The organism is Streptococcus salivarius, assembly GCF_002094975.1.
GTDB classification, from domain to species: domain Bacteria; phylum Bacillota; class Bacilli; order Lactobacillales; family Streptococcaceae; genus Streptococcus; species Streptococcus salivarius_D.
Window position 1 is genome coordinate 443,122 of sequence record NZ_CP015283.1, and the last position, 19,652, is coordinate 462,773.

General features: G+C 38.9%; 29 protein-coding genes. 3 read left to right on the forward strand and 26 right to left on the reverse strand.

The window, feature by feature from the left end:
• Window positions 1-17 precede the first annotated feature (17 nt).
• The 19 genes from rplR to ruvB all read right to left on the reverse strand — a co-directional run bounded on the left by rplR (window position 18) and on the right by ruvB (window position 9,605).
• The gene (gene rplR, locus V471_RS02200; protein WP_002885810.1) at window positions 18-374 is read right to left on the reverse strand and encodes a 50S ribosomal protein L18; all 357 of its coding nucleotides are present in this window, start codon (window positions 372-374) and stop codon (window positions 18-20) included.
• Between the two features lie 89 nt (window positions 375-463).
• The gene (gene rplF / locus V471_RS02205; RefSeq protein ID WP_084869117.1) at window positions 464-1,000 is read right to left on the reverse strand and encodes a 50S ribosomal protein L6; all 537 of its coding nucleotides are present in this window, start codon (window positions 998-1,000) and stop codon (window positions 464-466) included.
• Window positions 1,001-1,126: 126 nt separating this feature from the next.
• Window positions 1,127-1,525, reverse strand: a complete 399-nt coding sequence (gene rpsH / locus V471_RS02210) for a 30S ribosomal protein S8 (RefSeq protein ID WP_002885642.1) — start codon at window positions 1,523-1,525, stop codon at window positions 1,127-1,129.
• Window positions 1,526-1,646: 121 nt separating this feature from the next.
• On the reverse strand, window positions 1,647-1,832 hold the full coding sequence (locus V471_RS02215; protein ID WP_001085699.1) for a type Z 30S ribosomal protein S14: 186 nt from the start codon (window positions 1,830-1,832) through the stop codon (window positions 1,647-1,649).
• 17 nt (window positions 1,833-1,849) lie between these two features.
• Window positions 1,850-2,392, reverse strand: a complete 543-nt coding sequence (gene rplE, locus V471_RS02220; protein WP_002887058.1) for a 50S ribosomal protein L5 — start codon at window positions 2,390-2,392, stop codon at window positions 1,850-1,852.
• Between the two features lie 26 nt (window positions 2,393-2,418).
• Window positions 2,419-2,724 (reverse strand): 50S ribosomal protein L24, encoded by a 306-nt coding sequence (gene rplX, locus V471_RS02225; RefSeq protein WP_002885874.1) that lies wholly within the window; start codon window positions 2,722-2,724, stop codon window positions 2,419-2,421.
• A gap of 80 nt (window positions 2,725-2,804) precedes the next feature.
• A complete protein-coding gene (rplN, locus tag V471_RS02230; RefSeq protein WP_002885711.1) occupies window positions 2,805-3,173 on the reverse strand; it encodes a 50S ribosomal protein L14 in 369 nt (122 codons plus the stop codon).
• A 24-nt stretch (window positions 3,174-3,197) separates the two neighbouring features.
• Complete coding sequence (rpsQ, locus tag V471_RS02235) at window positions 3,198-3,458, reverse strand: 30S ribosomal protein S17 (RefSeq protein ID WP_002885836.1); 261 nt, start codon at window positions 3,456-3,458, stop codon at window positions 3,198-3,200.
• Between the two features lie 27 nt (window positions 3,459-3,485).
• Window positions 3,486-3,692, reverse strand: a complete 207-nt coding sequence (gene rpmC, locus V471_RS02240; protein WP_002885754.1) for a 50S ribosomal protein L29 — start codon at window positions 3,690-3,692, stop codon at window positions 3,486-3,488.
• 9 nt (window positions 3,693-3,701) lie between these two features.
• The gene (gene rplP / locus V471_RS02245; protein WP_000960950.1) at window positions 3,702-4,115 is read right to left on the reverse strand and encodes a 50S ribosomal protein L16; all 414 of its coding nucleotides are present in this window, start codon (window positions 4,113-4,115) and stop codon (window positions 3,702-3,704) included.
• Between the two features lie 3 nt (window positions 4,116-4,118).
• A complete protein-coding gene (rpsC, locus tag V471_RS02250; RefSeq protein ID WP_002885727.1) occupies window positions 4,119-4,772 on the reverse strand; it encodes a 30S ribosomal protein S3 in 654 nt (217 codons plus the stop codon).
• A 12-nt stretch (window positions 4,773-4,784) separates the two neighbouring features.
• A complete protein-coding gene (gene rplV / locus V471_RS02255) occupies window positions 4,785-5,129 on the reverse strand; it encodes a 50S ribosomal protein L22 (RefSeq protein ID WP_002887063.1) in 345 nt (114 codons plus the stop codon).
• 15 nt (window positions 5,130-5,144) lie between these two features.
• Window positions 5,145-5,423 (reverse strand): 30S ribosomal protein S19, encoded by a 279-nt coding sequence (gene rpsS / locus V471_RS02260; protein ID WP_000533765.1) that lies wholly within the window; start codon window positions 5,421-5,423, stop codon window positions 5,145-5,147.
• Between the two features lie 93 nt (window positions 5,424-5,516).
• Complete coding sequence (gene rplB, locus V471_RS02265; protein WP_002887065.1) at window positions 5,517-6,350, reverse strand: 50S ribosomal protein L2; 834 nt, start codon at window positions 6,348-6,350, stop codon at window positions 5,517-5,519.
• Window positions 6,351-6,367: 17 nt separating this feature from the next.
• Window positions 6,368-6,664, reverse strand: a complete 297-nt coding sequence (locus V471_RS02270) for a 50S ribosomal protein L23 (RefSeq protein WP_002887066.1) — start codon at window positions 6,662-6,664, stop codon at window positions 6,368-6,370.
• Entirely contained in the window at window positions 6,664-7,287 is a 624-nt protein-coding gene (gene rplD, locus V471_RS02275) for a 50S ribosomal protein L4 (protein ID WP_002885795.1), read from the reverse strand. The genes V471_RS02270 and rplD overlap by 1 nt, the downstream gene beginning before the upstream one ends.
• A gap of 24 nt (window positions 7,288-7,311) precedes the next feature.
• Window positions 7,312-7,938, reverse strand: coding sequence for a 50S ribosomal protein L3 (gene rplC / locus V471_RS02280; protein ID WP_002885755.1), 627 nt, complete (start codon window positions 7,936-7,938; stop codon window positions 7,312-7,314).
• 114 nt (window positions 7,939-8,052) lie between these two features.
• A complete protein-coding gene (rpsJ, locus tag V471_RS02285) occupies window positions 8,053-8,361 on the reverse strand; it encodes a 30S ribosomal protein S10 (RefSeq protein WP_002885653.1) in 309 nt (102 codons plus the stop codon).
• A gap of 242 nt (window positions 8,362-8,603) precedes the next feature.
• On the reverse strand, window positions 8,604-9,605 hold the full coding sequence (ruvB, locus tag V471_RS02290) for a Holliday junction branch migration DNA helicase RuvB (RefSeq protein ID WP_002887068.1): 1,002 nt from the start codon (window positions 9,603-9,605) through the stop codon (window positions 8,604-8,606).
• Between the two features lie 134 nt (window positions 9,606-9,739).
• On the opposite strand from ruvB, the gene V471_RS02295 reads away from it, so the two are divergent.
• Window positions 9,740-10,726, forward strand: a complete 987-nt coding sequence (locus V471_RS02295; protein WP_084871067.1) for an IS30 family transposase — start codon at window positions 9,740-9,742, stop codon at window positions 10,724-10,726.
• Between the two features lie 46 nt (window positions 10,727-10,772).
• On the opposite strand, the gene V471_RS02300 is transcribed toward V471_RS02295, so the two are convergent.
• From V471_RS02300 to V471_RS02330, 7 genes are all read right to left on the reverse strand, one after another.
• A complete protein-coding gene (locus tag V471_RS02300) occupies window positions 10,773-12,596 on the reverse strand; it encodes an acyltransferase family protein (RefSeq protein WP_084871068.1) in 1,824 nt (607 codons plus the stop codon).
• Window positions 12,593-13,003 carry an MORN repeat-containing protein gene (locus V471_RS02305; RefSeq protein WP_002885750.1) on the reverse strand — a complete coding sequence of 137 codons (411 nt, stop codon included), beginning with the start codon at window positions 13,001-13,003 and terminating at the stop codon, window positions 12,593-12,595. Before V471_RS02305 ends, V471_RS02300 begins: the two co-directional genes overlap by 4 nt.
• Entirely contained in the window at window positions 13,000-13,434 is a 435-nt protein-coding gene (locus V471_RS02310; protein WP_045769362.1) for a low molecular weight protein-tyrosine-phosphatase, read from the reverse strand. Before V471_RS02310 ends, V471_RS02305 begins: the two co-directional genes overlap by 4 nt.
• 276 nt (window positions 13,435-13,710) lie before the next feature.
• Window positions 13,711-15,003 carry an adenylosuccinate synthase gene (locus tag V471_RS02315; protein ID WP_002887072.1) on the reverse strand — a complete coding sequence of 431 codons (1,293 nt, stop codon included), beginning with the start codon at window positions 15,001-15,003 and terminating at the stop codon, window positions 13,711-13,713.
• A gap of 264 nt (window positions 15,004-15,267) precedes the next feature.
• On the reverse strand, window positions 15,268-15,774 hold the full coding sequence (locus V471_RS02320; protein ID WP_045769360.1) for a DNA topology modulation protein: 507 nt from the start codon (window positions 15,772-15,774) through the stop codon (window positions 15,268-15,270).
• A gap of 623 nt (window positions 15,775-16,397) precedes the next feature.
• Complete coding sequence (locus V471_RS02325) at window positions 16,398-17,408, reverse strand: YeiH family protein (protein WP_003009857.1); 1,011 nt, start codon at window positions 17,406-17,408, stop codon at window positions 16,398-16,400.
• Window positions 17,409-17,723: 315 nt separating this feature from the next.
• Entirely contained in the window at window positions 17,724-18,233 is a 510-nt protein-coding gene (locus V471_RS02330) for a helix-turn-helix domain-containing protein (RefSeq protein WP_014712806.1), read from the reverse strand.
• A 207-nt stretch (window positions 18,234-18,440) separates the two neighbouring features.
• Here V471_RS02330 and V471_RS11360 point away from each other — a divergent pair, with 207 nt between their 5' ends.
• Together V471_RS11360 and V471_RS02340 are read left to right on the forward strand one after the other, a co-directional pair.
• Window positions 18,441-18,635 (forward strand): hypothetical protein, encoded by a 195-nt coding sequence (locus tag V471_RS11360; RefSeq protein WP_072903616.1) that lies wholly within the window; start codon window positions 18,441-18,443, stop codon window positions 18,633-18,635.
• A gap of 33 nt (window positions 18,636-18,668) precedes the next feature.
• Window positions 18,669-19,646 (forward strand): replication initiation protein, encoded by a 978-nt coding sequence (locus V471_RS02340; protein ID WP_070576067.1) that lies wholly within the window; start codon window positions 18,669-18,671, stop codon window positions 19,644-19,646.
• The last annotated feature ends 6 nt before the right edge of the window (window positions 19,647-19,652 follow it).

The following is a 19,652-nucleotide window of genomic DNA, read 5'->3' on the forward strand; positions in this document are numbered from 1 at the left end:
ATTAAGTGTCCTCCCTATTAGAATTTCAATCCGTTTTCACGAGCTGAGTCAGCCAAAGCTTTAACACGTCCGTGATAGAGATATCCACCGCGGTCAAACACCACTTCAGAAATACCTTTAGCTACTGCGCGTTCAGCAACAAGTTTACCGACAACAACGGCTTGTTCTGTTTTAGTTCCTTTAGAAACTTCTTTATCAAGAGTTGATGCACTTGCGAGCGTTACACCCGCTACGTCATCAATAACTTGAGCGTAGATGCCTGTATTAGAACGGAAAATGTTCAAACGTGGGCGATCAGCAGTTCCAGAGAGTTTTCCGCGAACGCGACGGTGACGTTTTTGGCGGAGTTTGTTTTTATCTGGTTTCGAAATCACAATTTTCACCTCTTAATTATAATGCTTGCTCATGAGAGCTTTTGGTAAAGAGACAATCCAAAAAGAATTGCCAAAAGGATAAAATCCTATTATTTACCAGTTTTACCTTCTTTACGACGTACGTATTCACCAACGTAACGGATACCTTTACCTTTGTAAGGTTCTGGTGAACGAAGGCTACGGATGTAAGCAGCTGTTTGACCAACAACTTCTTTATTAATACCACTTACAACGATTGAAGTTGCAGATGGTACTTCAAAAGTAATACCTTCTGGAGCTTCAACTTCGTCTTGGTGAGATTTACCAACTGAAAGAACAAGTTTTTTTCCTTGGAGTTGCGCACGGTATCCGACACCGCGCATTTCAAGTTCTTTTTTGAAACCTTCAGAAACACCAACAACCATGTTGTTCAAGTTTGCACGTGAAGTACCGTGGATTGTTTTGTTTTCTTTTGAGTCGTTTGGACGGTGAAGTGTAACTTCGTTGCCTTCAACTTTGATTTCAATGTTTTTGTTAAACTCACGAGTGAGTTCGCCTTTAGGTCCTTTAACAGTAACAACGTTATCGTTGTTTGTTACTTCAACACCAGCAGGCAAAGTAATAACTTTATTACCAATACGTGACATAGTATTTAATTCTCCTGTTAGATTATCAAGCCACAAAGTGACTAGTTTTCACGGGGATGAGTCTCATCGAATATAATCAATGAAACTCGCACAAATCATTTGAGATAGGTGCTTAGTATCAGCTTCTTACCAAACGTAAGCGATAACTTCTCCACCAACGTTCTTTTGACGAGCTTCTTTGTCAGTCAAAAGACCTTCTGAAGTAGAGATGATCGCGATTCCAAGTCCGTTAAGAACTTTAGGAACATCTTCACGTTTAGAGTAAACACGAAGACCTGGTTTTGAGATACGTTTCAAGTTAGTGATAACACGTTCACCGTTTTGTCCGTATTTCAAGAATACGCGGATGATACCTTGTTTGTCATCTTCGATAACTTCAACGTTTTTTACGAAACCTTCACGTTTAAGGATTTCAGCGATACCTTTTTTAATGTTTGATGCAGGTACTTCAAGTACTTCGTGTTTAGCTTGGTTAGCGTTACGAATACGTGTCAAGAAATCTGCAATTGGGTCAGTCATAACCATTTTATATTTTCTCCTCTTACTAGTAGTTTGAATAATTCACTTGCTAGTTAATGATTGAGCTAGGCTCAGATTGTGTTTAATACATTCAAATTAGATAAACCAACTTGATTGTATCATGTTTTTACCAAGAAGCTTTGGTAACACCTGGAATTTGACCTTTGTAAGCCAATTCACGGAAGCAAACACGGCAAAGTTTAAATTTGCGATAAACTGAGTGTGGACGTCCACAACGTTCGCAACGAGTGTAAGCTTGCGTAGAGAACTTCGCAGGGCGTTTGTTCTTAGCAATCATTGATTTTTTAGCCAATTTATTTACCTCCTAGATTATTTTGCAAAAGGCATTCCAAGGCCTTTAAGCAATTCACGACCTTCTTCGTCAGTGTTAGCAGTAGTTACGATAACGATATCCATACCACGTACTTTATCAACATCGTCGAAGTTGATTTCTGGGAAGATAAGTTGTTCTTTAACACCAAGTGTGTAGTTACCACGTCCATCAAATGATTTAGTTGGAACACCATGGAAGTCACGAACACGTGGAAGTGATACTGATACCAATTTATCCAAGAATTCGTACATACGTTCACCACGAAGGGTAACTTTAGCACCGATCGCTACACCTTCACGAAGACGGAAGCCAGCGATTGATTTCTTAGCTTTAGTAATCAATGGTTTTTGACCTGAAATAAGTGCCAACTCAGCAGCAGCTTTTTCAAGAGTTTTAGCGTTGTTTACAGCTTCACCAACACCCATGTTGATAACGATTTTATCAACTTTTGGCACAGCCATAACTGAAGAATAGTTAAATTTTTCAGTCAAAGCTGGAATTACTTCGTTAGTGTATTTTTCTTTAAGACGGTTAGCCATTTAATACTTTCTCCTTTCCTTCGTGATTAGTCAAGCACTTCGCCTGATTTTTTGTTGTAACGAACTTTTTTGCCGTCAACAACTTTGTAACCTACACGTCCAGCTACACCGTTCTTGTCAAGAACTTGAACGTTTGAAGCGTGGATTGGTGCTTCTTTTTCCACGATAGCACCTTGAGGGTTTTCAGCTGATGGTTTTTGGTGTTTTTTGATGATTGCAACACCTTCAACAACAACTTTGTTTACTTTTGGAAGAGCTTTAAGAACTACTGCTTCAGTTCCTTTGTCTTTACCAGCAATAACGCGAACTTTATCGCCTTTTTTTACAAACATTTGAGTATTTCTCCTATTATTTCTTACGCCCTAATGGGCACCCTGACTATATCAGGGGACTAAGTTTGTGTTAATTCAGATTAAAGTACTTCTGGCGCCAAAGATACGATACGCATGTATCCACCTTCACGCAATTCACGTGCAACAGGGCCAAAGATACGAGTTCCACGAGGAGTTTTGTCATCGCGGATGATTACTGCAGCGTTGTCATCAAACTTGATGTATGAACCGTCTGGACGGCGAGCACCAGTTTTTGTACGAACGATAACAGCTTTAACAACATCACCTTTTTTAACAGCTCCACCTGGTGTAGCTTGTTTAACAGTTGCAACGATAACGTCGCCGATGTTAGCGAATTTACGTCCTGAACCACCAAGAACTTTGATAGTCAAGATTTCACGAGCACCGCTATTATCAGCAACTTTTAAGCGACTTTCTTGTTGAATCATTTCAATTGTCTCCTTTTAGTTTTATTAGATAATAACAGCTTCTTCCACAACTTCTACAAGACGGAAGCGTTTTGTAGCTGAAAGTGGGCGAGTTTCCATGATACGAACGATATCGCCTTCTTTAGCAACGTTGTTTTCATCATGTGCTTTGTATTTTTTAGAATAGTTGATACGTTTACCATAGACTGGGTGGTTACGTTTAGTTTCAACTACAACTGTGATTGTTTTATCCATCTTGTCAGATACTACGCGTCCAACAAGGGTTTTACGTTGATTACGTTCCATTATTAGAATTGCTCCTTTCCCAATCTATTATTTGATTTCAGATTGCACAGTTTTAACACGTGCAATTTGTTTTTTCACTTCGTTCAAACGGGCAGTTTGATCAAGTTGACCTGCTGCAGCTTGGAAACGAAGGTCGAAAAGTTCTTTCTTAAGTTCGTTTTCTTTTTTAGCAAGCTCTTCTTGAGACAAGCCACGAAGCTCAGCAACAAACTTTTTGATTTCTTCAAGTTTCATGTCTTCTCCTTATTCTGCTTCACGTTTCACGAATTTACATTTAACTGGCAATTTGTGGCTAGCAAGACGAAGCGCTTCACGTGCAACTTCTTCAGAAACACCTGCGATTTCGAACATTACTTTACCACGTTTAACTGGTGCTACCCAACCTTCAGGTGCCCCTTTACCAGAACCCATACGTACACCGATAGCTTTAGCAGTGTATGATTTGTGTGGGAAGATCTTGATCCAAACCTTACCACCACGTTTCATGTAACGAGTCATGGCAATACGAGCGGCCTCGATTTGACGGTTTGTGATCCAGTGGCTAGTTGTAGCTTGAAGACCGTATTCACCGAATGATACTTCTTTACCACCTTTAGCCTCACCGCGCATTTTTCCACGGAATTCACGACGGTGTTTAACACGTTTAGGTACTAACATTTGTTATTTGCCTCCTTTAGTGTTTTTACGAGCTGGAAGAACTTCTCCACGGTAGATCCAAACTTTAACACCAAGTTTACCGTAAGTTGTGTCAGCTTCTTCCCAAGCGTAATCGATATCAGCGCGAAGTGTGTGAAGTGGAACTGTACCTTCAGAGTATCCTTCTGCACGGGCGATATCTGCACCGTTCAAACGACCTGATACTTGAGTTTTGATTCCTTTAGCTCCAGCACGCATTGCACGTTGGATAGCTTGTTTTTGTGCACGACGGAAAGCAACACGTTGCTCAAGTTGGCGAGCAATTGTTTCACCAACAAGGTGAGCGTCCAAATCAGGTTTCTTGATTTCAACGATGTTGATGTGTACTTGTTTTCCAGTCAATTTGTTAAGTTGAGCGCGAAGTGCGTCAACGTTTGATCCACCTTTACCGATAACCATACCTGGTTTAGCAGTGTGAAGTGAAACAATAACTTTGTTTACAGCACGTTCAATTTCAATAGTTGAAACTGAAGCGTCTGCAAGTTCTTTTTGAATGAATTTGCGGATTGCCAAATCTTCGTGAAGGTAATCTGCGTATTCTTTTTCAGCATACCATTTCGCATCCCAGTCACGGATGATCCCGACACGCATACCAATTGGATGTACTTTTTGACCCACGAGTTTACCTCCTTATTTTTCTGACACAACTACTGTTACGTGAGTTGTGCGTTTGTTGATTGGTGAAGCTGAACCTTTCGCACGTGGACGGAAACGTTTCATTGTTGGTCCTTCGTTTGCGAATGTTTCAGATACTACCAAGTTAGCTTTTTCCAAACCAAAGTTGTTTTCTGCGTTAGCGATAGCAGAGTTAAGAGTTTTCTCAACAATGCGTGCTGCTTTGTTTGGAGTGAATTTCAAGATTGCGATTGCATCAGCAACGTTCTTACCACGGATAAGATCAAGAACAAGACGTGTTTTACGAGGTGAAACACGCACTGTACGAGCCATTGCTTTAGCTGAAGTAATTTCTGCCATTGTGTCCTCCTCCTATTAACGACGTGTTTTCTTATCGTCAGCTGCGTGACCTTTGTAAGTACGAGTTGGTGCAAATTCACCAAGTTTGTGACCTACCATGTCTTCTTGGATGTAAACAGGAACGTGTTTACGTCCATCATAAACTGCGATAGTGTATCCGATGAAACTTGGGAAAATCGTTGAACGACGTGACCAAGTTTTAATTACTTTTTTCTTTTCGTCATTTGCTTGAGCTTCAACTTTTTTCATCAAATGCTCATCGACGAAAGGTCCTTTTTTAAGACTACGTCCCATTTTGTAGTTTTCTCCTTTAAATTGAATGTACCACAGCGGCTTGCACTAAGAAGTGCTACCGAGTTGGCGGATGCTATGTGCTAAGCGACTAAATTATTTTTCGTTACGACGACGAACGATAAGTTTGTCAGATTTAGCTTTCTTGTTACGAGTTTTAAGACCAAGCGCAGGTTTACCCCATGGAGTAGATGGCGCTTTACGTCCAACTGGTGCTTTACCTTCACCACCACCGTGTGGGTGATCGTTAGGGTTCATTACAGAACCACGAACTGTTGGGCGAATACCTTTCCAGCGATTACGGCCGGCTTTACCAAGGTTGATAAGTGATTGTTGTTCGTTACCTACAGTACCGATAGTTGCACGACATGTACCAAGAACCATACGAACTTCGCCTGATTGAAGACGAACAAGTACGTATTTACCTTCTTGACCCAAAACTTGAGCAGAAGCACCAGCGGCACGGATAAGTTCAGCACCTTTACCTGGTTGAAGCTCAATGTTGTGGATAACTGTACCAACTGGGATGTTTGCAAGTGGAAGAGCGTTACCAATCTTGATATCCGCATCTGGACCTGAAACGATACGTTGACCTACTTCAAGACCTTTAGGTGCGATGATGTAAGCTTTAACACCGTCAGTGTAGTGTACAAGAGCGATGTTTGCAGTACGGTTTGGATCATACTCAATTGTTTTAACAACTGCTTCAACGCCATCTTTGTTACGTTTGAAGTCAATCAAACGGTAGTGACGTTTGTGTCCGCCACCTTGGTGACGTACAGTGATACGACCGTTGTTGTTACGACCAGCTTTGTTCTTAAGAGAAACAAGCAATGATTTTTCAGGAGTGCTTGTAGTGATTTCTGCGAAATCCAAAGAAGTCATGTTACGACGGCCATTTGTCGTTGGTTTATAAACTTTAATACCCACGTTAATTTCTCCTTTGATTATTCAGCTTCAGCTGCAAACAACTCGATTGCTTTAGAATCAGCTGTAAGAGTGATGATAGCTTTTTTAGTTTTTGAAGTGAAACCAGTGTAACGTCCAACACGTTTTTGTTTTGGTTTAACAGTTACAGTGTTCACGCTAGCAACTTTAACACCTTCAAATGCAGCTTCAACTGCTTGTTTGATCAAGAGTTTGTGTGCACGTGTATCAACTTCGAAAGTGTATTTTCCTGCTTCAAGAGCAATCATAGATTTCTCAGTGATAACAGGTTTTTTGATTACGTCATACAAATTCATTATGCAAGAACCTCCTCGATTGATGAGATAGCTTCTTTAGTAACAAGAAGTTTATCTGCGTTTACGATGTCAAGTACACTTGCAGTTGCAGGAGTTGCAACAGTTACGTTTGCAAGGTTACGTGCTGAAAGTTCAGCGAATTTGTTTCCTTCTTCAACGATAACAAGTACTTTAGAATCGATGCTAAGAGCTGAAAGAACGTTTGCGAATTCAGCAGTTTTTGGAGCTGCAAATGAAAGAGCTTCAACTGCTACAAATTTATCTTCTGCAACTTTAGCTGAGTAAACAGATTTCAATGCAAGGCGACGAACTTTTTGTGGAAGTTTGTATCCGTAAGAACGTGGAGTTGGTCCGAAGACAACACCACCACCACGCCATTGTGGTGAGCGGATAGAACCTTGACGAGCACGTCCAGTTCCTTTTTGACGCCATGGTTTACGTCCACCACCTGATACTGCTGAACGGTTTTTAACCGCGTGAGTACCTTGGCGAAGGCTAGCACGTTGGCTGATTACGACATCAAATACTACTGATTCGTTTGGTTCGATACCGAAGATAGCGTCGTTAAGCTCAACTGTGCTAACTTCTTTACCAGTTTGGTCAAATAGTTTTACGTTTGCCATTTTTAACTGATTTCTCCTTTCTTATTATTTAGCAGCTTTAACTGCTGATTTGATAGTGATAAGAGATTTCTTAGCACCTGGTACGTTACCTTTGATAAGGATAACGTTTTTCTCTGGGATAACTTGTACAACTTCAAGGTTTTGAATTGTCACACGGTTGCCACCCATACGTCCTGCCAAGTGTTTATTTTTGAAAACACGGTTAGGCGCAACAGGTCCCATTGAACCTGGACGACGGTGGTAACGAGAACCGTGAGCCATAGGTCCGCGTGATTGACCGTGGCGTTTGATAACACCTTGGAAACCTTTACCTTTTGAAGTACCAGTTACGTCAACAACATCTCCAGCTTCGAATGTGTCAACAGTGATTTCTGATCCAACTTCCAAGCCTTCAATGTTTTTGAATTCACGAATGAAGCGCTTAGGAGCTGTGTTAGCTTTCGCTACGTGGCCTTTGGCAGGTTTGTTGCTCAATACTTCGCGTTTGTCGTCAAAACCAACTTGAACTGCTTCGTAACCGTCTGTTTCAACAGTTTTAACTTGAAGCACAACGTTTGGAGTAGCTTCGATGACAGTAACAGGGATAAATTCACCTGCTTCAGTGAAGATTTGAGTCATTCCCACTTTTTTCCCTAAGATTCCTTTTGTCATGAGAAAATATTTCCTTTACTTTATTGTTTTTTCAAAAAGTTTTTTATGAGCGTTTTTTATGCTCAAAAAAGTTTTTAACGAGCGTTTTTTATGCTCAATGAATCAAGCTTTTAATTAAAGTTTGATTTCTACGTTCACACCACTTGGAAGATCAAGTTTCATCAAAGCGTCAACTGTTTTTTGAGTTGGGTTGATGATGTCGATAAGACGTTTGTGTGTACGCATTTCAAATTGTTCGCGAGAATCTTTATATTTGTGAGTCGCACGAATAATTGTGTAGAGACTACGTTCAGTTGGAAGTGGAACTGGCCCAGCAACTGTCGCACCTGTGCGAGTTGCAGTTTCTACGATTTTTTCAGCCGCTGTATCAAGCGTACGGTGTTCGTAAGCTTTCAAACGGATACGAATTTTTTTGTTTGCCATTTTTTCTCCTCTTTCGTCTATTTAAGATAATAGGCTAGCTCCTCAAGAAAACCAACACGGATTGCGTGGCAGTGCAACCAGGCGTGTCGCAACCTCTTGTATCATAGCTAAGCGCTGTATTTACAGCACCATAATATAATAACAAAAGAACCTACTCATTGCAAGGGATTTTTAAAGTTTTTTTCTTTTTCTTTATTTTCTTTTTTGACTAAACAAAAAATCCACCTTAGATGGATTTTTTATCAACTTTCTTGAGTGTAGTCGTACCCCATGTGTTCATAGGCTTTAACCGTTGCAACACGACCTGTTCGTGTTCGCATAATAAATCCCTTTTGAATTAGATAGGGTTCATACATATCTTCTACCGTTTCTCGCTCTTCAGCAATATTAACTGACAAGGTACCTAGACCAACTGGTCCCCCACCATACATTTCAATCATGGTGCGGAGAATTTTTTGATCGACATAATCTAGTCCTTCATGGTCCACATCCAACATAGTCAACGCCTTGTCTGCAATCTTATCATCAATGATGCCATCACCCATGATTTGTGCATAGTCTCTCACGCGCTTAAGTAGGCGGTTAGCAATACGAGGCGTCCCACGGCTACGACGTGCTAGCTCTAGAGCAGCTTCAGGTGTTATAGTCATGTCAAAGATTTCTGAAGTACGTTCTATGATTTCCTTCAAATCTGGTAACTCATAATATTCCATATGACCATTAATTCCAAAACGAGCCCTCAATGGATTTGACAACATACCTGCTCGTGTAGTTGCACCTACTAATGTGAACGGTGGTAACTCTAGGTGGACACTACGACTTGTTTCGCCCGCACCAATCATGATATCGATGTAGTAATCTTCCATAGCACTATAAAGAACTTCTTCAACTGCCATAGGCATCCGGTGAATCTCATCAATAAATAAGATATCACCCGGCTCCAAGTCATTGAGTATGGCAACTAAATCACCAGCCTTTTCAATTGCTGGCCCAGACGTCTGCTTTAAATTGACGCCCATCTCATTAGCTATCACAAAAGCCATAGTTGTTTTCCCCAAACCTGGAGGACCAAACAAAAGAGTATGATCTAGGGCTTCATCACGAAGTTTAGCTGCCTCTATAAAAATCTTTAATTGGTCTTTAACCTTATCTTGACCAATATATTCCTTAAAGTACTGAGGACGAAGGGTACGCTCAACATACTCTTCATCTCCTAGTAAATCATTATCTAATATTCTTGCCATAGGCTTATTTTATCACAAAACAAAAAATGCAGTCAAAATTTGTCCCTTGAATATACAATACAAGTGCACAATAAAAACTCATAAGATTTTCTAGTAAAATAGAATTGAACGAACTAGTTACGAAAGGAAATCTTATGAGCTACCATCATTTTACCATAGACGAGAGTGAAAGTATTCTCATTTACCGTACGCAAGGCCTAAATTTTTCTCAAATTGCTAAGTTACTTCATCGTCATCCATCTAGTATTAGTCGTGAGTGGAAGCGGCATCTAAAAGAAGGAAGCTATTCTCCAAGTCATGCACAGGAATCTTACCATATGGCTAAATCACACTGTGGACGAAAACGTATGCTTGAAATAGATCACAATTTAAGCAATACCGTCAAACATCTATTTCTCAATTACCAATGGTCTCCTGAAGAAATAGAAGGTCGGTTGCAATTAGAGTACGGAAAAACTGTTATTAGTTATCAAACAATCTATAGAGCCATTTACCGAGGACATTTTGAGGATAACTCATTATCTCATGGTGCTCGTGGTGTCATTCGTAAACTTCGTCATCGTGGGAAAACACGTCATACTAAAGGTCATGTTGAAAATAGAGGGAAAATATCCATTTCTCATACAATTCACGAAAGACCAGAAGAAGCTAATAATCGAACTAGAATAGGAGATTGGGAAGCCGATACTGTTGCAGGTAAAACTGGAAAAGCTTGTTTAGTTACTCTAACAGACCGTTATTCTCGTTTTCTAAAAATCAAAAAGGTAGCTGTTAAGAAAAGCAAGTTGGTAATAGAAGCTATGGTAAAACTGTTAGAACCCTTGACGAAGTATACAGTAACTCCTGATAGAGGGAAAGAATTCACGTATCATCAGAAATTGAGTGATCAATTGAACATTGAAGTCTATTTTCCTGACCCTCATGCTCCATGGCAACGAGGAACCAATGAGAACACGAATGGATTACTTAGAGAATATTTTCCAAAGGGTAGTGATCTAACATTGGTTGATGATCAGACTATTCAGCTATGGGAGAACAAACTTAATAATAGGCCACGAAAATGTCTTAACTGGAAAACACCTTATGAAGTATTCTATGGGGAAAGTATGCACTTAATTTGACAATTCAAGGCATAAAAAAGAAGACAAGTCTTGCCTTCTTTTTTAATTATTTCTTACCACCCTTAACTGGTGCCTTATCAGCTTTCTCTATAGCTTCTTTAATTGTCTTAGTATAGAGTTTAGCACCACGATTAATTGAGTCGCTATCGGATCCAAAATGAACCCCATCTGTACCATTCCAGATAGAAATATTTTCTTTAGCCACTTGATACCAGTCAGCAACCGTCACAAAGTCGTATTTCTTAGCCATCTCTAACTCATACTTACGTAACTGAATCAAAGATTGGGCCTCATTACCAGATTTACTACCATTATATGGTGTCACAAAGATAATATGGTGACCCTTAGGTAAATTCTTGATAATTTTATTAATAACGCCTTTATAGTCGTCAATCTCATTAACACCACCAGCAATGACAACATCCTTAGCAAGAGCATTACTATCCGCGTAATCTTTAAGCAAATCATTGATTGTTGATAGGTTACGACTGACTACTGCATCTATAGAGACATTATCAATACTTGATTCCAGCTGATCTTTTGATCTAAGAGCTACGGAGTCCCCTAAAACTGTCACTCCCTTATTCACACCAAATGAAGTAGCCTGACTGTTCTCCGCATTTGTACGCGTTAATTTCATCTTAGTCTGAGCTTGCGACAAACCATTAGCTTCTAAATCTTTCTCGAAGTTCCCTACAGCCGGCGCAAAGAGAGAAATAAGCACTGTAATTAAGGTGAGACCACTAAATACATAAAGCACAATATGTCGGTACGGCGTCAAGTCTAGGTCTATTCCAAAGAGACTGGCCTTTCTTCCTGCAATAAATGGCTCTATTATATAGTAGGAAAGTGTCGCAAAAACAATTGACAGAATCGTTGTCAGAATGACCGCAATAATATTATTGGTCAATTGACTAAAGATAATATATAGCGGCCAGTGAAAAAGATAGACACTATAGCTGATTTCTGCCAGATAACTAATAAGAGCAGGCTCTGATTTTCCAGGCAATTTCTCATGGAGGACACGGGCAGAGTAAATCATAACAGCCGTGAACAAACTAGCCAAAACAAAACCAAATAGATAGGTGATGCGTTCCTCAAAATGAAGGACTAAGCCCAACAATACGAGCAAGGCAAAACTTCCTGCCATATAAAGGACTGTCTTTTTCAGAGTCCAAAGACGTATATTTTTCTTGAACCTAGCGGTCGTTTCATACACACCTGAAAGTGTCGCAAAGAGCGAGCCTAGGAAGAATGGATAGGCATGCGTAATTGATGAGAAATATAAGCGAGAAAAACTATCAACAAAGAAAGCACTAATAAACATTGATAGGAAGCTCACCATAAAGCAAGCAAGAGATACCATAAAGACTAGGCCTCTAAATTGATTTTGGTGTTTGACACGCTTAGCTAGGAACCAAAGCAAGGCACCCCAAAGAATATAATAGTGAACCTCAATAGCCAGACTCCATGTATGGAGGTAAATGTGCTGGTTAAACTGGTTCTCGTAATTTCCTCCAGTCAGAATCTCATAATAGTTAGTTACAAAACCGATAACAGAGGTAATTTGACGTCCAATACCTGCAATAAAATCATTTCGAACCAAGAGTGCTAAAGGGGTACAAATAAGAACCATCAACACAAGTGGCGGTACTATCCGATAGAAGCGTCGTCGCATAAAACCAAGGTAATCAATGCGATGCGTCCGAGATACCTCATCAATCAAAAGTGCTGTAATCAAATACCCTGAGAAGGTAAAGAAGACATCAACACCGATGAAGCCCCCAGGAAGAATACTTGGGAAGAAATGATAAATCAGAACCAAAAAAAGTCCTGTCACACGAATATAAGAAAACCAGTTAATTCTCATCCTTTAAAAATCCCCTGCTTAAATTTTCCTTTGTAGGTAACCTTATTTTCAGTAGTCAATTTTCCTTGGCCATCGGCTTGCCCAGACTTGAACTCACCTTGATAAATCCAACCCTCATGAGATTTGAAGGTTCCTTGACCATTAAAGGAACCATTCTTAAATTCTCCTGTGTAGGTATCACCATTGTCATAGGTCAAAGTTCCTTGACCATTCAAACGGTGGTTCTGCATCTGACCTTTATAGGTAATCTTAGTCCCATCAATCTTGATAGAATGTTGCGTTTTTATAGTCACCAAAAACAAGGACAGGGCACATAAAATAATTACCCCTACTGTGATACGCTCAAATTGATTTCGGTCAATATCAATATTTTTAAAATCAAAATCCTTTAGTTGTTTAAAATTCATTGTCTATCCTTAATCCACTGTAACCAGTCTCGACAACCTGCAGTTACCAATTTATATGTTTCTTCAAAGTCACCTGTGTACCATGGGTCCGGCACTCCACCAGGTCTGAAAAGCTTGATTTTATCGTCATAATGCCCTGCAGATATCTGTAGAAGATCCTCAACATTTGACTCATCCATTCCCACAACTAGATCAAAGAACTCAAAATCAGCCTGACTAATCTGCTGTGAGCCCTTGGAAGAGTCAAAAGAAATAGCATATTTCCTTAAAATCTTTTGGGTACCTTGATGAACTGGATTTCCATGCTCCCATGAAGATGTCGCGCGACTTTCGATACGCAAAGACTTTTCTTGGTCCAGCTCTTTCATCACAAATTCTGCCATTGGGCTACGACAAATATTCCCCAGACAAACAAATACAATCTTCTTCATTATTCACCTCTTGCCCAAAAACTATTAAGAGATATGCTCACTTATTTTCTTTGTCAAAATTACGAACACACTTTTAAATCATGAAAGTAGGTTCTCATTAATTTTCATTTAATCAATCCATATTATACCGAAAAACTAATCAAATAGAAAGGTTTCTCTCCTAATCATATCGAAAAATTAGTAACCTTTTTTAATAGTTACAACATTCATATTAATCCATAAGTTTAAGGCGTGAGAAAAGAGAACCTAGTTTCCTAGATTCTCCTTTTGTTGGCTTTAGATATTTGACCAAACACTTTCAAGAATGTTTGTTTGTTCACGTCCTGGTCCTACAGAGAAAGTAGAGATACGTACACCTACCAATTCACCAACACGACGAACATAATTACGAGCATTTTCAGGAAGCTCATCTAAACTACGGCAACCTGTGATGTCTTCTTCCCAACCTGGCAATTCTTCATAGATTGGTTTACAGCGTTTCAACTGCTCAAGACTAGCTGGGTAGTAATCAATACGCTCACCGTCAAGGTCGTAAGCTACACAAATTTTTACAGTGTCAAGACCTGAGAGAACATCGATACAGTTCAAGCTGAGGTTTGTGATACCTGATACACGACGGCTATGGCGCATCACCACTGAGTCAAACCATCCTACACGACGTGGACGTCCAGTTGTTGTTCCATATTCATGACCAACTTCACGGATACGTTCACCCACTTCATCAAATAGCTCAGTTGGGAAAGGACCATCACCAACACGACTCGTATAGGCCTTACATACACCAACGACCTTGTTGATTTTAGATGGACCAACCCCTGAACCGATTGTAACACCACCCGCAACTGGGTTTGATGACGTTACAAATGGGTAAGTACCTTGGTCAATATCAAGCATAACCCCTTGAGCTCCTTCAAAGAGGACACGTTTACCTGCATCAAGAGCGTCGTTCAAGATTACAGATGTATCTGTAACGTATTGCTTAATTTGTTGTCCGTAAGCGTAGTATTCTTCAAAAATCTCATCGAATGATAATTCTTCAGCCTCATACATCTTACTGAAAAGACGGTTTTTCTCAGCTAAGTTTGTTTTCAAACGATCAGCAAAGATTTCTTTGTCCAAAAGGTCTGCAATACGGATACCTACACGCGCAGCCTTATCCATATAGGCAGGCCCAATACCCTTGTTAGTTGTACCAATCTTATTATCACCTTTAGCAGCTTCTTGCAGTTGATCAAGTTTAATATGGTACGGCAAGATAACGTGCGCACGGTCAGAAATACGAAGGCTCTCTGTTGACACACCTTCGGCATGAAGATATTCCAACTCTTTGACAAGTGATTTAGGATTGACCACTACACCGTTCCCGATAACAGAGATTTTCTCTGGGAAGAAAATACCTGATGGAATCAAGTGCAATTTAAATTTCTTACCATCGATAACAATCGTGTGACCTGCATTGTCTCCACCTTGATAACGTGCGATCACTTCGGCATCTTGACTTAGGAAATCTGTAATTTTCCCTTTACCTTCATCACCCCACTGGGTACCCACAACAACTACTGATGTCATATTATTTTGATAACGGACAGCTCCACCTTTACGAGGCTGTCCCCACCTTTCTTGAAAAACTTCACGGTGGGAATTTCACCCACAAGTTTCGCGTTACAGTTTATTATAGCAGAAAAAAGGCTATTTGTTCAACGTTGAAAGCGTTTCTTACAAAATATTCTGACAGTTATAGCTAAGATTGCAACTCGTTATTTACAATCTCTTTTTTATCCTTACATCTTATATAGAACTACCAGCTATTTTATGACCAAATAATTCTACTAGCTATTTAACCTGCTTCATATAATGATTTAACTGCCTTTGATTCTTTAAAATAATTGTCTTGTCAGAATAATTTTTAACAACTGTATGATATTGCTCGACATATTTTTTGGAACGTCCGTCTAATAAAATCCATTTCACAAATGCAAAATCAAATTTTTCATTACAGTCTTCTGCCATGCTAGGACGTGTCTTTCCCCTATATGTTAAATAGCGCCTAAATGCCCGATAGAGACAATTAACTCTGTTAAAGTTGAAAAAGACAATACAGTCAGCTTCCCTCATCCGTTCTTCATAAAGACAGGCCGAGTAATTCCCTTCAATAATCCAATCACGTTGTAGCATAAATGTTGATATATCGTCAGTCATTTCATCAACTGTTCGCTCTTGCCAATTTGATGTAAAATGAATTTTATCTAAATGAAGAACCTCACAATTGTAGTGTTGACCTAAAAAGTTTGCCAAAGTAGACTTTCCAGAGCCGCTATAGCCAATGATTGCAATTTTCAACACAGGTCTCCTTTTTCAATTCTGTTTCCTGACTAATATCATAACACAAAGCATATATCTTAGAAGGAATTATCATTTGGAACAACTCTCGTTTGGACAAACAAGCACGTAAAGTTCTGTTTAAAGTGAGTTCTTTCTTAGAAAAATAAAAAAAAAGACCTACAATCAAGTCTCTTTTCGATATTAAACTGCCCCCTACATGGATTTGGAAAGGATTTTCATATTGAGAGTAATTAAAAATATTGAAATATAAGTGATTTTAGGGAAGTACTTTTAGGTATTTCCAATGTCATGATTTAAAAATGGGGCAAAAGTGGGGCAAAAACGAATGACTCTCATTTGGTTTGAAAACCTATAATATCTAATGATTATGCTATACTAGAAATATAGTGTTGTTATCAATAAATATCAGTGCGAGACTAATCGGAGGATAAAATGGAAAAACAAATTAATGAAAAAATTATCGAAATGGATAGGGAATATCCCTTTTTATTTTGCTTTAAATCAGATTTTTGGATGGAATAGTAGATGATAAGACAAAATATCTTTGAAGATACAAAAAGACAAACGCCAAAAATGACGTTTGTCTACGTTCTGAGGTAGCCTTTAGGCTCCCTTTTTTCTTAGAAAATACCGATGAGTAATTGCATGCCAAGACTAGTCAGGATGATAGCAATCCAGCAAAGGGCTCCAAGAAGAATGGATTTTCCACTGGATTTGATCATAGCAACGAGGTTAGTTTTGAGACCAATAGCACTCATAGCCATGATGATGAGGAATTTGGAGAGCTGTTTGAGAGGTGAAAAGAAGCTATTGCTAACACCAAAAGAAGTAAGGACGGTAGTTAGCAGAGAAGCTAGGATGAAGTAGAGAATGAAAACGGGGAAGATTTTTTTAAGCTTTACTCCTTGGTTGTTGTCTTGTTGACGGCTTTGCCAATAGGAGAGGAAGAGAGTAATAGGGATAATAGCTAAGGTACGAGTCAGTTTGACAATGGTTGCAGATTCTAGAGTATTGGTATGATACAGACTATCCCAGGCGCTAGCTGTGGCTGTTACAGAGGAAGTATCGTTGACCGCAGTACCCGCAAAGAGAGCAAAACCTTCGTTGGAGAGATGGAGCCAAGAACCTAGAGTTGGAAAGATAAGAGCTGCCAAGACATTGAAGAAAAAGATAACAGAAATGGCTTGGGCTACTTCTTTTTCCTTGGCGTGAATAACAGGAGCAGTCGCTGCAATGGCAGAACCGCCACAGATAGAAGAGCCTACCCCAATCAAGGTAGCTAGCTTTGTATCCATGTTAAAAAATCGTTGGAAAAAGAAAGCAATAATTAAAGCGATAGAAATAGTCGAAAGGATGACAGGAAGGGAAGATTTTCCAACTGCGAAAACTTGAGAGATATTGAGTCCAAAACCAAGTAAGATAACAGCATACTGAAGCAATTTTTTGGAGCTATAAGTCAAACCAGCATCCAGTTGTTTATAGGGAGTGAGAAAGGGGTAGAGAATCATTCCGATAAAAATGGCGAAAACAGGTGCTCCCACAACAGGCAGAAAGCCTCCTAAAACCCAAGAGATGATAGAAATGATCAGACAGACTAACAGTCCTGCCCAATTTTTTGATAGAAATGACATAAAAACCTCCGAAAATAAATACTTCTTATTATAATCTTATCTGTCAGAAAAGTAAAATAGAAAGTAGGAATAAGGTTGTAAATTAACGGAATTTTGCGGTCAGAGAGCTTTTGTAGTTTAATAGATATATGTTCTTTGATCAATAAGGATGCAAATGTGGCATATGTTATTGAAAAAAATGAATTTGATGAGCCTGGATATGTGAAGTAATTATGTGAGATAAGAAAATAAATAAGAGAGTTGAAAATGTACTGCACCCCAAAAGTTAGACAGAAAAAATCTAACTTTTGGGATCAGTACATATCCTCGCTTTTTTTAATCTAATAGGTCCTTATTTTCAATTAAGAGTTCTAGTGGGGATTTATCTCTTGCTACAATAAAACCAGGTTCATATTGGTTATGAAATGTTCTTTTCTGAGAAGTTGGATCAATATACAACTCATCTCCATCTTCTGTGTATAGCTGGTTGCCTCTTGTTAGGTAAAGTAAATCCTCTAAGTACTGTCCATCAGTTTGTAGAAAATGTTCGATGTATTTGACAGCCTTTAAGATCTCACTTACTTTATCAGAGTATTCATTCGATTCAAGAACACTCTTTTCTAATTCAATCTCCTTACTCGTTCCAAAAAGTTGAGTTGGAGTTGCATTAAAATATTCTGCTATCTTATCTAAATTTGCAAAGGTAGGATAGCTTTTTTGTTTTTCATAATCAGAGATGGACTGTTTACCAATTCCTAAGTCTTCAGCTAGTTGAGTTTGACTTACTCCTTTTTCTATGCGTAGTCGTGCCAAATTGGGTCCAAAATTTTGAATAATAAAGGTCATGGGAAACTCCTGTTTTTATTTTTAACTTATTTTATCACCTGTAAACTTACAAATCAAGTTTTTAGTTGACTACCCCAAATATTTTTTGTAAAATATATTTATAACTTATAAATAAGTTATAAATGATACAAAATAGCTCATATGTTTAGGAATAGTGAGTGAGGAGGAAGTTGAAGACGAGACTATGACTTATGACTATTCGAAGCCTTGGAGCTAGAAATTGTGTGGACAAGGACAAGGGACGAGCCTGACGGGAAGTCAGGCGAAGTCCTGCGGACTGCCGTCCAGACAATTTCTAGCCAAGCAAAAGCTGGCTATTCTAACAGCCAGCAAAAAGGGACACTTAGGACAACGTCCAAAGAACGACGGAACGAGCAAACGTTGATTTTACGGTGTTTCTGAGGCCTAAAAAATCTAAAAGAAGGGGGGACAATTTTGTTGGTTTCTATACAAGATTTAAGAAGCATTCAAGAACGATGTGATGTAGGAGAATTAGTACAGAGGTTAGATGTCAGTATCGATAGACTAACGGTTATCTGGGATACTGATACTGGTTCTCTAAGACGGATTTTCAAAAATCTGAAACAGGCAATAAGTACAAGAGTTGACTCATTTGAAATACATGATAACGTGCGAGATGATGTCTTTACTTTAGCTAAAGATTTTAATGAGTATGATTCAATCAATATTATATTTTTTCAATTATCCACTTATGGAGGTGAACAATTGATTCGGATTGATTTCAATCCTAACACTTTAAAAGAATTTGATGGAATGAAAGTATGGAGGCAATTAATGTACTTTGCCAGATTGAATTCATTGACGGTACGATTGTCTCGTTTTGATTTGGCATTTGACATTCTCAACAGGCCTGAGATCGTTAATTTGCAACATATTAAAGGTGGTGTTACCCATAAGGTCTTCTATGGTCGAGGGGGCGAATTAGAGACGAAATATTGGGGTTCTAGCGGTAGTAATGTACAAGTTAGGTTATATGATAAGAATAAAGAAATCATTGCTCACAAGCGTGAAGAGAAGCTAGATTTGGCTGTAAATCCGTTTTGGTGGAGACTAGAGTTCCAACTCAGAACCAAAGCGATTGGGGAGGAGATGGTCCAAGATATTATGAATCGACTTGATAATTTCGGATTTTATAAGCTAGATCATATTCGAGTGGAGCAAAGAGCATTTACAATTATCTTTCTCAACAATCCTGAACTGTTGTCATTGGCTTTTCCAAATTTAAAATCAGACAGCATCAAAAAGAAAAAAACAAGAGTCCGCAAACTATTGAGAGAAGAAACGAACCAATTTGCGGAAGAATTAAAAGAAGTATTAATACAGAATCTCCCTAAATTAAATACAGAATTACAACTACTTGTAGGTGAGTTTCTGACTTTAGAAAATCAATAAGGAGGA